General features: G+C 61.4%; 11 protein-coding genes. 3 read left to right on the top strand and 8 right to left on the bottom strand.

Annotated features, from left to right (window positions below; genetic code table 11):
• Positions 1-174 precede the first annotated feature (174 nt).
• On the top strand, positions 175-585 hold the full coding sequence (locus QMG80_RS07280; RefSeq protein WP_085772210.1) for a response regulator transcription factor: 411 nt from the start codon (positions 175-177) through the stop codon (positions 583-585).
• Between the two features lie 37 nt (positions 586-622).
• Here QMG80_RS07280 and QMG80_RS07275 read toward each other — a convergent pair whose 3' ends face one another.
• From QMG80_RS07275 to QMG80_RS07255, 5 genes are all read right to left on the bottom strand, one after another.
• Positions 623-1,354, bottom strand: coding sequence for a S1 family peptidase (locus QMG80_RS07275; protein ID WP_085772209.1), 732 nt, complete (start codon positions 1,352-1,354; stop codon positions 623-625).
• Positions 1,355-2,030: 676 nt separating this feature from the next.
• Positions 2,031-3,884, bottom strand: a complete 1,854-nt coding sequence (locus tag QMG80_RS07270; protein WP_085772208.1) for an extracellular solute-binding protein — start codon at positions 3,882-3,884, stop codon at positions 2,031-2,033.
• 37 nt (positions 3,885-3,921) lie between these two features.
• Positions 3,922-4,824 carry a methyltransferase domain-containing protein gene (locus QMG80_RS07265; RefSeq protein ID WP_342586546.1) on the bottom strand — a complete coding sequence of 301 codons (903 nt, stop codon included), beginning with the start codon at positions 4,822-4,824 and terminating at the stop codon, positions 3,922-3,924.
• Positions 4,825-4,884: 60 nt separating this feature from the next.
• Positions 4,885-7,206 carry a TonB-dependent receptor family protein gene (locus QMG80_RS07260; RefSeq protein ID WP_245299928.1) on the bottom strand — a complete coding sequence of 774 codons (2,322 nt, stop codon included), beginning with the start codon at positions 7,204-7,206 and terminating at the stop codon, positions 4,885-4,887.
• Positions 7,207-7,457: 251 nt separating this feature from the next.
• Positions 7,458-7,796, bottom strand: coding sequence for a hypothetical protein (locus tag QMG80_RS07255; protein ID WP_085772206.1), 339 nt, complete (start codon positions 7,794-7,796; stop codon positions 7,458-7,460).
• A 211-nt stretch (positions 7,797-8,007) separates the two neighbouring features.
• Here QMG80_RS07255 and QMG80_RS07250 point away from each other — a divergent pair, with 211 nt between their 5' ends.
• Positions 8,008-8,685, top strand: a complete 678-nt coding sequence (locus QMG80_RS07250; protein ID WP_085772205.1) for a response regulator transcription factor — start codon at positions 8,008-8,010, stop codon at positions 8,683-8,685.
• The gene (locus tag QMG80_RS07245; protein WP_085772204.1) at positions 8,682-10,100 is read left to right on the top strand and encodes a sensor histidine kinase; all 1,419 of its coding nucleotides are present in this window, start codon (positions 8,682-8,684) and stop codon (positions 10,098-10,100) included. Before QMG80_RS07250 ends, QMG80_RS07245 begins: the two co-directional genes overlap by 4 nt.
• Positions 10,101-10,209: 109 nt before the next feature.
• Here QMG80_RS07245 and QMG80_RS07240 read toward each other — a convergent pair whose 3' ends face one another.
• From QMG80_RS07240 to QMG80_RS07230, 3 genes are read right to left on the bottom strand one after another with little or no spacing between them, the layout of a single operon-like run.
• Positions 10,210-11,211 carry a glycosyltransferase family 4 protein gene (locus QMG80_RS07240; RefSeq protein ID WP_158658783.1) on the bottom strand — a complete coding sequence of 334 codons (1,002 nt, stop codon included), beginning with the start codon at positions 11,209-11,211 and terminating at the stop codon, positions 10,210-10,212.
• A 36-nt stretch (positions 11,212-11,247) separates the two neighbouring features.
• The gene (locus QMG80_RS07235) at positions 11,248-12,177 is read right to left on the bottom strand and encodes a glycosyltransferase family 2 protein (protein WP_085772202.1); all 930 of its coding nucleotides are present in this window, start codon (positions 12,175-12,177) and stop codon (positions 11,248-11,250) included.
• A complete protein-coding gene (locus tag QMG80_RS07230; protein ID WP_085772201.1) occupies positions 12,174-13,472 on the bottom strand; it encodes an oligosaccharide flippase family protein in 1,299 nt (432 codons plus the stop codon). Before QMG80_RS07230 ends, QMG80_RS07235 begins: the two co-directional genes overlap by 4 nt.
• Positions 13,473-13,832: the final 360 nt, after the last annotated feature.

The following is a 13,832-nucleotide window of genomic DNA, read 5'->3' as shown; positions in this document are numbered from 1 at the left end:
AAAATTTGCAGGGAAATTCTAGCTTGTTCATTTCTGGGCCCATCATCAACACGAGCGATTAACGCGGAGATTAAAAAATAGATATGTGTTGACCTCATGTTTTTTCTGGAGAATATATTTTTCTTGAGCATATACTTCTTTCTGAGGAGAGAAAAAATCAGCTAGGACTTAGCCATGAGCGCAATCCAAACAATACACGTAATCGATGACGACGCTATGATAAGAATTTCATTGCAAGCCGTTCTAGAGGCAGCGGGATACATCGTTCAGGTCCATGAATCCGCGTGGGCGTTCCTCAACACACTTAAGAACGACGCCTTCGGTTGCATCGTGACCGATCTGAACATGCCGCAAATGAGCGGGATCGAGCTCTTATGCGAAATTCGCAAACTGCGCATGGGAATGCGAATGCCCGCCATCATAATCAGTGGACTCATGAACGCTCGGCTCAAGCAGACGGGCGAGGAACAGGGCGCATTTCGCTGCTTTCAAAAGCCGGTCGATCTAGACGCCCTGCTGGCCGCTATCCACGCGGCGTTGGTTCACACTTATGGAGCAGACGAAAACTCGGCCCTTTGCGACTAAGGGCGCTGCTTCGCGCCAAATCGACCGGAGCCTCCTGTCAAGTCGATGTGAGCGTGAGCAGGATGTCGGCATACCAAGCGCAATTGAGACCGAGAGCCTCGTCGAGGAGGAGGTCGCGTGTGCCGACGTCGAGCCTGGACGAGTGAACCCCTAAGAGTCGCCACGGAAGCGCGTCCTGCGTCAAGGCGCTCTCGCATGCACGCATCACGACAGGCGCGCCGCTCGTGCCGCGGTGGGTGCGCGCATCGGTCAAGAAATATCCCTGTCCTTGGAAGCGGAGACCGAAGGAAGACGCAAGCATCGCTTGGCGCACGACCGGCATGTGATGCAAGGCGTCGTGAAAACCCAGTGGAAAGCCTACAATCAGCAACGACGCGCCAATCTCGATGTGCTCGACCGCGTTCAATAGGTGAGCGGGATTGAAAGCGTGGTAGACCGTCGGCTCCGGCAAGGCGGAGCGGTCAATCTCGATTGCCGCAACGTCGATCTCTCCGGCGGTGTCGAGGCCTTGTCGCCAGAACGGCTTGCCATCGCGATACAGCGGAATCGAAAACCCGGTGGACTTGGCCATGTTCTCGGGGTCGTTGTGGAGTTCGATCTCCAAGCGATCCGGAAAATGGCGGCTCTCCTCATCCATCATCACGTGCCGGCTCGTGACCAAAAACAAACGTTCATCCCGCTCGAAAAGAAAGCCGCTCGCATTCGATAGCAACCTCTGTTGCTCGAAGGTGCAAATGCGCGTCGCGGTGAGCAAAAGAGAGTCAACCAGCGCTCTATCCTCTCAAGCCAATTCTCAACTCGATGCGCCTCCCCAAATCAAACTTGCGCCGCGCGCCACAGGTCGGGCTGCCTGTGATCCGTCTTCGCTACCCTATAACAACCCTTGTACGCCTGTCGATTTGGCGAGCGCGCCCGGTCGAAGGGAATCGCTGGGAGATGAGCCCTGGCCGATAGGGCGATAGTCGAAGAGCATCCGAACGGAAAATGGGTCTACAGTCTTCGTGTGCGATCCGCAGGGGGAAGGATGGAGTTTCCGATCGCGCTACGAATGAACGAACTGCGGCTCGCAATGAGGTCGCCGCCCTTCGAGCCGCCCTTCGATTCGTTGAGGATCTCGCCGAATCCTTGCGTTTGCGTCTCTGATCATGGAGCTTTCAGTCGACGAGCGTTGCAGATTGCTTGGGGAGACATACTGCCTCTGAAACCGCCGTTCGCCCACATCGCCCGAGACTTGAATGAGCTACGTCTGGATAATGGCCCTCGTTTTCGGCCAAGGGCCTTGCCGGCATGATCGCCGAACTTTAATCGCAGCAGGCTGCGTCGTCCCCAGGGAGGGCCGGACGCCCCGATACGACAGTTTTCTCGGCGTTTCGACGCCTCGGCGCACAGGATCGACGGACAGCCAAGTTCTGGGCCGCGCTGCTTACCCCGGCGAAGGGGCCTGGCTACCGCGGCTCGCTCTCGAACCACCAATTATCGAGCAACATGCCGAAGGGGTACATGGGGAAGGCGGGGTTTCGCGCATGCTTGAGCTCGGGCGCATGCGCGGTCCTGATCTCCGTCGCATGATACAACGGAATGAAGTAGAAGCCCGACAGCAGCACCCGGTCGAGCGCGCGTGCGGCGGTTTCGAGCGCCTCCTCGCTGCGCGCCGCAACGAGCGCGTCGATCAGCGCCTGGACCACGGGCGAGGCGGCGCCTGCGAGATCGGCCGATCCTGAGCCGGCTGCGGAAATCTCGTCCCAGTGCGATCTCTGCTCGCCGCCAGGCTGAGCGACGGTCAGCCATTGTCCGATCAGCATGTCATAGTCGAATTGCTGGCGGCGGCGATTATATTGAGCGGGTTCTTGCGACCGCACTTGCGCGTCCACGCCAATCTTTTTCAGGGAGGCGGCGAAATGCAAGGCCAGACGCTCCTCGTCACGGCTGCGAACGAGAATCTCGAAACGGAGCGGGGCGCCGTCCTTGACGAGTCCGGCATCAGAGAGCCTGTAGCCAGCCCCGGCCAGCAAGGCTTGCGCCCGGCGAACAAGCTCTCTGTCGCGCGATGCGCCGTCGTGCACCGGCGGAATCCAGCGGCCTTCCAATATGTCTTCGCGCACCGCTCCGGGGAAGCGTAACAGCAGAGCGCGCTCGGCGGCGCTGGCGGGCCGATCCGATGACGAATACGGACTGTCATCGAAATAGCTCTTCGTTCGTGTGTAGAGGCCGAAATTATAGTTCCGGTTGATCCACTCAAAATCGAGCATCAAGCTGAGCGCCTCGCGCACGCGGACGTCACGAAACGTCTCTTTGCGGAGGTTGAAGGCGAACCCCTCCATCCCGATGGGCCTCCCCGGCTTGATCGCCTCCTTCACAACGCGGCCGGCCGTGAACGCGGGAAAGTCGTAACCAGAAGCCCAACGGCTCGCGCTCGTCTCCTCCCTGAAGTCGACAAGCCCAGCTTTGAAAGCCTCGAACAGCGTATCGGCGTCTTTGTAGTAGTCGATGTCAATCTCGTCGAAATTGAACAGCCCCCGGCGCATCGGAAGGTCCTTGGCCCAGTAACTGGGATCGCGACGCAACACGAGACGTTCGCCGACCTTCACCTCCGCCACGACATAGGCGCCGGAACCTAACGGCGGCGTGAGCGTCGCCTCGGCAAAGCGCCCGACATCGATTGCATGCTTCGGCAGAACCGGCAGCGCCGCCAAACGAAGGGGCAGCTCGGCATCATATGCGTCGGGGAGCGTGAATCGAATCGTATGCGCATCGAGCGCCTCGGCGTTCTTGACGAGGCTGAGCTCGACGCGCTGTTGCGGCGGTCCCTTGTCTTTTAAGAGATCGAAGCTGAAAATTACGTCCGCCGAGGTGATCGGCGCGCCATCGGAGAAATGCGCGCGGGGATTAAGTCGGAAAGTGAGACGCTTTCGCGCCTCGTCGAACTCGACCGATTGCGCGATGACTCCATAATAGGTTTTCGCCTCGTCCTGCGAGCGCTCCATGAGGCTTTCCTGCACCGCGCCCAATAGAAACAGCGGCGCGCGCAGAAGCTTGATATTGAAGCGGTTGAGATTTTCGAACGTCCCCACCATGCCGAGGCGTAACCGGCCCCCTTTTGGCGCGTCAGGATTGACGTAAGGCAGGTGATCGAAACTCGCCGGCAAGGCGGGAGAGCCGACCATCGCAAGACCATTTTGACCCGGTGGCGGCGGCGAGTTCTGCGCGCATAAGGCGGAGGAGCCCAGCGAGACGAACAGAAGCGCGGCGAAGAGCGTCACTGGCGCGTTGACGAGCCCAGCACAGTTTTTCGGAATCATCTCAGTTTCCCCTTTTTTGCCGAGCCGGGCGTGGCGATCATTCGCGTCTGCGCAGCAGCGCGCGCCAAAGCCTCGCGCCGGAGGGGCTGGTCGCGGGAATATCGTGAAGCGTCTCAAGACCGAGACCGTCGACGGCGAGTCCTTCGATCTCTTGACGCGAGAGAGGCCGCCAAGGCGTGGTCTGCGGCTCTTCTTCCTCTCGAGCCGCCGTGATGACGAGGAGCCGGCCCCTCGGCGCGACAAGCCTCGCCAGCGCCGCCGCCGCCGAAGGAAGCTGCTCCGGCGTAAAAGTCTGCAGCGTGGCGCATTCGTGCACGAGATCGAAAGCGCCCTCCCACTCCGGCGGCAGGTCGAAGAGGTCGGCGACCGCGTAGCGAACGGCGCTCTCGGGAAAGCGCTGCCTCGCCCATGCGATCGCGCGTTCGGCATAATCGAAAGCGGTCGTTTCGGCGCCGGCCGCCGCAAGCGCTTCGGCGTTGTCGCCAAGCCCGCAGGCGACATCGAGCGCGCGCAGCCCGGTCAGGGAGTCGTTGCTCGCTAGCCAGGCGGCCAGCAAGGGATGCGGCGCAAGCCGCGCCCAGGGCACTTGCGCCGGATCCTCGCCGGCCGCGGCGTAAACATAGCGGAACCACTCCGCGCCGGTAGAATCTGCGGGATCGCGCCCGGGTTTCGCCAGGCCGTCCAGCCGGGCCCGGGCTGCGGATCGCCGGGCAAGAAAGTCGGCGTCGACTTCTTGCCGCAAGATGCGGGCGTCATATCCGGCCCCGGCGATGGCGTCGACGAGCCGACGCGGATCCGCGGGGGCGGGATCGACCACGACTTGCTTGCAGGAGAGCTCGATTGAAACATCGGCCTCCGGAAGAAGCGCGCGCGTCGCTTCGAGGACATGCTGAGCGCAGCCGCTGCAATACATTTTCTCCACGAACAGAACGATCGCCATCTCTCTCTCCACATTTCCAAGTCGCGTCGCGCAAAAGCGGCGACGCGACGCCAGGAAGGATCAGAATTTGAACTTGACGCCCCCTACGAGCGACCGCGGCTGCCCGGCGAGAATCCCGGCTCCTTGGGCCGTCGACAACAAAATCGCGGGCGTCTGGATCGCCGTTCCGGCGAGCAGCGTGTTGCTCATCACAAAGGAGCCCGCGATATAGTTGTGGTTGAAGGCATTGTTCAAGTTGAGATACATTTCGATGTGCTTCAGGTAGCTGTCATGAATTTCAGGACTGTAGTGAACGTTGAAATTGACGAGACCATAGCTAGGCAGCGACGTAAAATTGGCGTTGTCGATCGTGTAGCCTGCCTTGTAGATATATTCGACGTAAGCGCCGAGTCCCTTCAACTGGCCGTTCGGCACATCATATCCCATTCGACCCGTGAGAGTTTGCGGGGAGACGTTTGGAATTTGATTTCCAGCTCGATTGTAATATACGAATCGTCCCTTGAATGGTCCGAGATTATCCCAGTAGTTTGTGAAGAACTGATCGGTGTATGAATAGGCCGCGAGGAGGCGCCAGCCTTCATGAAATCTCCAATCAAGAGTGATCTCGGCGCCGCGATGCATGGATGCCGGCACATTTTCTTGGTAGTTGATAAGAGCGTTGGAGAGCGTGAGAATCTCGTTTCGGTACCACTCGTTATAGCCTATGAGGCTTACGAGTAGGTCTTCCCTCGGCGTCCAATCGACGCCCAAATCGACCCCCATGTTAGTCTGGGCCTTTAGCGTCGAATTGTTTCCCGCGCCATTTTGCGTCGTCGTGAGGTAAACGAACGCCGGAGTCGAATAGCCCGCCGCATAGCGACCGCGAAGTTGCACTTCCGGAGTGATGCGATACGTCAGCGACGCCTCGGGCGCCGTGTTCCAATAGTCGTTGTCGGCGGCAACCGCCGTAGGCCGCGTCACGGCTCCGTTCGCCGCAAAATTGTAAACGGTGTAGACGCCCCACACTCGGTTCCAATTGGAGCTCATTCCCATCACGGCGGTCATCTGCGGAGTCAGAGCGATCTCTTCGCGGGCGCGAAGACTGGTGTTCGACGTATAAGAGTCGATCATGCCGACGGGCCCTCCGAGCGCACCCCAATTCCACGTGTTCGGGACTTGGTTGGACAACGGATTCGCGCTTTTCACATTGTCGTAGAAGCCTTGTAGAAACAGGGTCGCGGGCAGGCCAAGCAACGTCGTGCGGCTCGTCAAATCGGTTGTCGCGCTTATGCCGACCGATGGGCCTCTGATCGCGACCGGACCGCCGAGCCCGCCGAGAACCGCGGGACCGACTTTCGGGGGTGGCCAGGTCCCGCTGGCGAAGTCGTAGTAGTCGTAGGTGAATTGAGATCGCAAGGTCGTATTGTTATCGAAATCATGCTCCCAGCGGGCCCCCGCGATCTCTCGCGGCGCATGGAGATGCGATCCCAATTGCCACACGCTTTGATTGACGAGGGGCGCTCTGATCGACGTGAAGAGTCCATTCGCCGGCACATTGAGGTTGTTACAGAAAGGTGCGTTGGCCACAGCCGCGACCGAGCAGTCGAAGGTTTTTCCGAAAGGATTCCAGTAATACTGATTTTGAGACTCTCTGTTCATGAAGGTGGAAAAGCTGTTGTTGAAGATGAGTTTCAGCGTGAAGCGGTCGCTTGGAGTCGGCGTCCAGGTCGCCAACACCCTCGCCTGATCCATTTCATAAGAGTTGCGAGCGAGATAACCGTCGCCGCGCGCATCGGAGGCGAACAAGGAGATGTCGATATCCCCGATTGTCCGGGTCGAATATCTCTTGCCGGCGCGGACAAAATTATCGCTGTAGCCGAAGCTGCCGAATTCGGATCCGGTCTCCACCCCGTCGATTTCGGCGCCAGAGAAGGTTCGATAGTTGATCGCGCCAAAAAGGGCATAATTGCCGAAGAGGGCGGATGACGGACCGCGATAAACGTCGACGGCGCTGAACGCATGGGGATCGAGCATGTCGGCTCTTCCGACGCCATCCGCCGTGACGATCGGGAAGCCGTCTTCGTACATCATGATGTTGCGGATGCCTAACGGAAACCCAACGCCATAGCGATTACCCGACCCTCGGATAGAGATGTTGACGTCGCGAGAATTGTTTCCGGCCTGTACCTGAACCCCGGGGCTATACTGCAGCATCTCCTGCACCGAGTACATCGGTGTGGGTTCGAGAAACTTGTGGTTCACGGTCGTAACCGTCTCTCCCGGCGGATCGCGGTAGATTGGCAACGCCGCGCGCGCGGGACTGAATCCGGGAGCGAACTGCTGGGGTTGCACTACCGTCGAGGGCGCCGGCGCTCCCGACACGCCCGATGGAGAAGACGACAATTGCGCATGCCGCGCGCCTCCGCCGGATCGCGTCTGTGCGTGCGGCGTCTGAACGCGGATCTGCTGGGCACGGCGGATTTCGATCGTTGGCAGATTCTGTTGGGCGAACGAGGGGGTGGAGAGGAGGGCGAGCGCGCAAAGCGACGCTCCGCGAAGAAGGGACGAGCGAGGCATAATGGGACTCCGAGGCGGAGCGTGAAGCCGCTTTGGGAATGACTGAGATCGGTTTGAGAGGGCCTGCTATTGGCGGATTAGGCCTTGGGCGGCGCGCGGGCGCGACAATGGCTCGTTCGATCTATCGAGGTCGGAGCCCGATAGGCGGCTCCATAGAATAGCGCGTGGACGCGCAGAAGCGGCGGGGCGAATATGGCGCGCGGGACGTCGAGAGACTCGTCCCAATTGTGAAGCAAGCATCCCGCGCATCCGTGGCGGTGTGCTTCCCGCGGGGCAGGAAGGCCTTCGTCCCGCCGCCCGCAATCCGCGGCGCGATCCGCTCCAATCGCCGTGCGCTCGCTCGCCGGCGCTGGGCCGGCGAACGCCAGGCTCTGCATGAGCAGAGCGAGCGCAAAAACGAGGTGAACGAGCCGCACGTCATTGGTCCATGTGGAGATTCTGCTGAAGCTTGGGTTACGAGCCCTGCGTAACTGCAACGTAACCTCAGCCCAAGGCCCGTGCGCAGACTCCTTTTTTTGAAAGAGTGTTGCGCGACGGCCACACCGCGCCATAATGGTCCGGCCACTCCACCTCCCCGCGCCGGCTTCCAATGCTTTCGGCAGCGGAGTCCGCAGCGGAATCCTTCCAATGCGAATATTGATCGTCGAAGATCAGTTCGAGCTAGCCGGTCAACTGGCCGGACTGCTCGCCGGCGCCGGATACGCCACCGATCAGGTCGGAACGCTTGCGGACGGGCTCGAAGCGGTCATGTCGCATGATTATCCGCTCGTCCTTTTGGACCGGCGGCTCCCCGACGGCGACGGGGTCTCACTGTTGCCAACAATTCGAGCCGCGCGTCCCGGCATCCGCGTCATAGTCATGTCGGCTTTGCGCTCTCTCGACGATCGCATCAATGGGCTCGACGCGGGAGCCGACGACTATCTCACCAAGCCCGTCGAGCCCAACGAGCTGCTGGCTCGGATAAGAGCGAGTCTGCGTCGTCCTGGCGGGATTGATCTCCCGCCCGTGACGATCGCGGAGCTTTCCTTCGAGCTCAACCGCTGCGAAGCCTATGTGCGCGGCGAGCCGCTGAGCGCTACCAAGCGGGAAATGCTGCTGCTCGAGGCCCTGGTCCGGCGAGCGGGTCGCGCCGTGACGCATCACGCGCTCATGGAGCAGATTTACGGCCTGGAGGAGAATGTCCAGTCCGACGCGTTGAAGATGCTCGTGTCGCGGCTGCGCCAACGGCTAAAGGAGCGAGACGCGGGCGTCGAAATCCACTCCGCCCGCGGAATTGGCTATGTCCTGGCGAAATCCAAGTCATGACCCGATTCCGCTCCCTTTCCTCCCATCTGATATTTTTTTGCATCCTCGGATCGATGCTCGCCTTCTTCACGACGCCGATCACGGTACAGATTCCTTTCAGCTATTTCTTTGGCGGGGATCATCGACTAGCGTTGGAAGTGTGGACGACCAAGCGCGCTCGGGCCATCGTGATCGATTCCCTGCATAGGCAAAGCGACGGGACGCTTGCAATCGAGTTCACCCCTGCGTTACGCGCGCATCTCGCGGCGAATCCAAATTTCCGATACGCAGTCTTCGATTTCCGCTCTGGTCGTCTCGCCGCGGGCTCATCCGAGGAGCTCGCCTCCCACTTTCAACAGGTCTTTGTCCAGGCTGAAGTTTTTGGGTCGCTTTTCCACCTTCTGGGTGATGCAGATCCACATTCACGCGGCTATATTCGCACGACAGAAACAAAACTCGGACGCCTCGCCACAATCGTTTACGGTTGTCAGTTCCATTGGGACGACATTTTGTTCCAGCTTCATGCGTATGCGGCGCCGGAAAATTTCGTCTCCTACCTTCTGCTTGCCTTGGTGCTTTCGCTCGTCGCCTGGATTGTGGTGCGCAGCGGGTTAGCGCCACTGCGAGAGGCGGCGGCGACGATCGCCGCGATCGACGTAAACGATCTGCACCACAGAGCCTCAACCGCAAACGTCCCTTCCGAGGTCGTTCCCTTCGTCGATGCGGTCAACGCCGCCTTCGACCGGTTGAGACAGGGAGTGGCGCGGCAAAAAAGATTCACCGCCAATTCCGCGCATGAGCTGCGCACGCCGATCGCCATCCTTCGTGGGCGAATCGAGACTCTCGGGGAGTCGCCCCTGAAGCGAGACATCGAGCGCGACGTGAAGCGCATTCAGACCATTCTCGAGCAGTTGCTGGTGCTCGCGCAGATCGAGCAGCGGGATGGATGCTTGTCGCCTCCTGAGATCAATCTGCAGGAAGTGCTGCTCGATACGACCGCAGACTATCTGCCGCTTGCGCTTGCTGCAGACCGTCACGTGGCGCTCGAGGCGCCGGAAGAGCCTGTAATGATTCCCGCCTATCGTTGGGCCGTCGAGAGCGTCGCGATGAACCTCATCGAAAACGCGGTGCGCGCCGAACCGAAGGGCGGCACGGTCTTGATTAAGCTCACGGACGGCGCGGTGATAGAGGTGGTCGACCACGGCGAAGGCGTCGCCAAGGAGCATCGCGAGATGATCTTCGAGCCCTTCTGGCGAAAAAGTGAAATCTCGCCTGGAACCGGTCTTGGCCTAGCCATCGCCAAGGAGTTGATAACCAAGCTCAACGGCCGCATCTGGGTCGAAGACACCCCCGGGGGCGGCGCGACCTTCAAGATCGCGCTTCCGAAAATTCGTCGCGTGGCGAGGAAAACACCGCACGAGATGTCGGGCGTCTGAGCTGCAGGGCGAGCGGGCGCTCAAGGGATTGAAGCCCGGCCCCGCCCAGAATCGAGCGAGAATCCTCTTCGCAAGAACGCGAGCATGTCTCGACTGGGCGGACCGCCCTTTACGTCCCGGCGCCCGTCCCCGCCAGAAATTGCGCCCATTCACACTGGCGGGCGACGCCGCAATTCTTCGTCGATTCCCGCGCGGCCTTCGCCATGGCGGCGAGCGTCGAGGGTTCGAGCGAAGCCATTGCTTTTGCGACGGCGTCGGCTGAGGTGAAATCCACGATCCTTCCCGCAGCGCCGAGCTGCTCGGGCAGGCCGTCCACCGGCGAGACCAGGATGGGACGCCCGGCTTCGCGGGCCTCGATATTGACGAGGCCGCCGGCCTCCCAGCGCGAGGGGATGGCGACGACGTCGCAGCGCGAGAGGAAATCCGGAACATCCACGACTTTTCCATAGAAGCTGAGGCCAGGCGCGCCCGCAGCAAGCGCATGAAGCCAGGCTTCATCCTCTCCAAATCCGCCGATCAGCAGCCCAGCGCCGTGAAAAGCCCCCGCTCGATAGGCTTCAATCAGAAGGTCGAAACCCTTCTGCTCGTGGAAGCGTCCAAAGGCTCCTATACGCAGCGGCCGCGACGAGGAGAAGTCGGGCAGCGGTAGATCTTCCAGGCCCTTATTCTCGACGTAGGGATAGATCACCTTGATCCTTTGTCGGTCGATCGAAGCGGCTTCGGCTAACCAATCCGCCTGGTTCTGGGAATCGCAGACGACGTCGTCGAAAACTCGCAGAGCGATCTTCAGCAACGCGCGAAAGCGCGTCTTGGCGGGAACCTTTAGCGTCTCCCAGGCGCGCGTGTAACTGTGCTCGAGGTGGATGAGCCTCGCTTGCGGATTGCGCATGCGCAACGACGCCAGGAATAAGATCCGGCGCCAGCTCGGCGGAAAATTCGTGATGATGACGTCGGCTTCGAGACGCGGGGCGATCACGGCTTTCGGGGCGACCCCGAGGAGCGTCGGCTCGACGACCGAGCGCAGCATTTGGGAATCGAAGATGCCAAGGTAGCGGGTCACGCCGCCGAGGGCGAAGTCATCGAGCAGGTTGACGAGTCTGAGCTTGGCCATCGCGCTGTTCACCGGCGGGATTCCCATGAAGCCGCGTCAGGCGAAAAGCCGTAGCCGAAGGCGCATGGGCAGGAGGGGCGCGGTGAGAGCCGCGGCGAGAGTTGACAGCCCGCGGCGGCGATCGCTCAGGAAGGCGGCCGGGTCGCTACGCAGGCCCGCAAACACATAGCGGAGCGCCTGAAGCGGCGGGCCGCCGGCCCGCAGCACGCGGCGCGCAAGGTAGCGGTAGTAAACGGCCTCGAGGGGCGCGAGCTCGCGTTCTTCGAGGTAACGCTGGGCGACAGAGCGCCAGCCCGCATGCATGGCGCCGAGATCCATCGACAAGCCTCCGGGGCTCAAGCGGTATCCCGTGAGCACGGCGTTGACGCCCTCGATCCGTCCGCCCATGACGATGAGCCGCGCGACGAAATCCTGATCCTCGGCAAAGGAGAGAGCCCGATCAAAACCGCCGCTGCGCACGAACCAGTCGCGCCGCACCACGAGGTTGGAGGTCGTGCAGATGGGATTTTCCCCCAGCACGTCTATGAGACGCGGCGACCTCGGGCATAGGCTCGACACGGTCTTGCCCTCGTCGACGCTCTTCGCTTCCTCAGGAATGAAGGCGATGCGCGCGTAACTGGCGGCGATGTCCGGCTCCTCGCGATGCAGCGTCACGTGGCGCTCGAGCTTCTCGCGACGCCAGATGTCGTCCGCGTCGATGAAGGCGATCAGGGGCGCCTCGCTCAGCTCGGCGCCCCGGTTGCGCGTCGCCGAGACGCCGAAATTCTTTTGCGACACCACGCGAATACGCGGATCTCGCGCCGCCTGCGCGGTCAGGCGCGCCAGGCTCTCGTCCCTGGATCCGTCGTCCACCGCGATGAGCTCGAAGGCTCCAAAAGATTGATCAAGGACGGAAGCAATGGTCGCATCGAGCGTCGCGGCGGCGTTGTAGACCGGCATGACGACGCAAACTTCCGGCTTGCTCATGCAATCTGCGCCTTCGTCAAGAATCGAAAGGCGCCCTTGAGCGAGCCGAGGGGCAGCGAGCGCGCCGCCCCGAAGAGGGCGCCCAGCGCCTGGCCCGCGACCAGTCCGATCACCGCCACCTCGAGCGAGCCGAAGCGCGCGCCGAGGAAAAGGCCGCCGAGCGCCGTGACGCAGATCACGAAGCTATTGGCGGCGTCGGCGTGGACCCGCCCTTGAGCGCGCAGCCAGCACGTGGTCACACTCGAGAGCAGCAGCGGCAGGCCGGCGAGGCACATGAGGGCGATCAGCGGCGCCGCGAAGGACCAGCGCTCGCCGAAAATCAGCGGCACGTAATAGGGCGCGCCGAACGATTGCAGCGCCACGATCGGGACGAATACGGCGGCGCCGACGACGCCGACGTGGCGCAGGGCGGAGAGGCTCTCTTCTCCGGATTTCGCGGCGCAAAGCATCGGGAAGGCGACGAGCGCAAATGCGCGAACCAGCGAGCTGGAGATCCCGATGCCGGCGTTGTAGGCGAAGTAGTAAGCGCCCAGCACGGAGGTTCCCATGGTCGCGGCGATGATGAGATTGTCGCCCTGCGTGCGCACCGCGGTCAGAAGCTCAGACGCGAGCACGCCGCCACCGAACTTTAGCATGTCTCGCACGGGCGACGAGCCTGCTTTCGGATTGTAGCGCCAAGGCCGCGCGCTGCGCATCATGATGAGCCAAAGGGGCGCGGTCAGCAGCTTGGGCAGCACGATGGACCAAGGGCTGGCCCAGGCCAGCAAGAGCCCGGCGGTCATGAGGTGATCGGCGATCGCCTGAGTCGCGAAGACCCGCGCCACGGGGCCGTTGAGGCCTTCGCGCAGCGCGAGACGGAGCTGGACGTCCCCGCCCGGCGTCAGAAGATAGGTGATGGAGAGAGTCGCGAGCATGGCGCCGGCGACCGGTCGGCCATAGACATGCGCCAGCACCCACGCGATTGCGAGCTGGCAGACGACCAGCAGACCGCTCCACATCCAGAACAAGCGATAAGCGGTGTTGCAGGTGGCCGCGAGCTCTTCCTCGTGGCAGGCGATCACCTTCGGCCCCACGCCCGTGCTGGCGAAAACGCGCACCATCTCGAACAAGGAAAGCGCGAGCGCCGCTTCGCCGACGATGTCGGGAGCGAGCCGGCGCGCGATCACGACGGTCGCAGCGAGACGAACGACGCGATTGGCCATCTCCGCGCCGCCATGCGCGCTGAACCCCCGCAGGATCTTCCCCACGTGGCCCGAGAGCGCCTTATCCGTTAGCTCCTTAAGCGTTTTGAGCACGTTAGAGGCTCCCGAGCCTGCTGAACTCTACCTCGCCCGGACGCTGCATCGCGGGCGCCAACCGGAGACCACGAAGAAACAGAGAGTTGGACGCGCATCAAACTGCGAGAAGCCTTCCTTCGCAATTTGCGAATGAAAATGGACGGGAAAGCGCGCTACGGTCAGCGCTCAAGTAACGCAGGATTCCCAGTTTTTGCAATTCCCAATTTGCAATGCGAAATCGTTGGATCGGCTTCGCAAAATTCGATCGGTCCGCCGGCCTTCCTCTATTTTATACTGTGTTTTCATAGCGTTATGCAAACATCCGTCTCCTGGCACGTCTCGTGAACCCCCTGCGCACGAATGCCAATTTGGAGGCTT

Origin of the sequence: Methylocystis bryophila, from assembly GCF_027925445.1 — a bacterium.
Taxonomy (GTDB): domain Bacteria; phylum Pseudomonadota; class Alphaproteobacteria; order Rhizobiales; family Beijerinckiaceae; genus Methylocystis; species Methylocystis bryophila.
The sequence above is the reverse complement of the archived record's forward strand: the minus strand, read 5'-3'. Positions and strand labels throughout refer to the sequence as shown.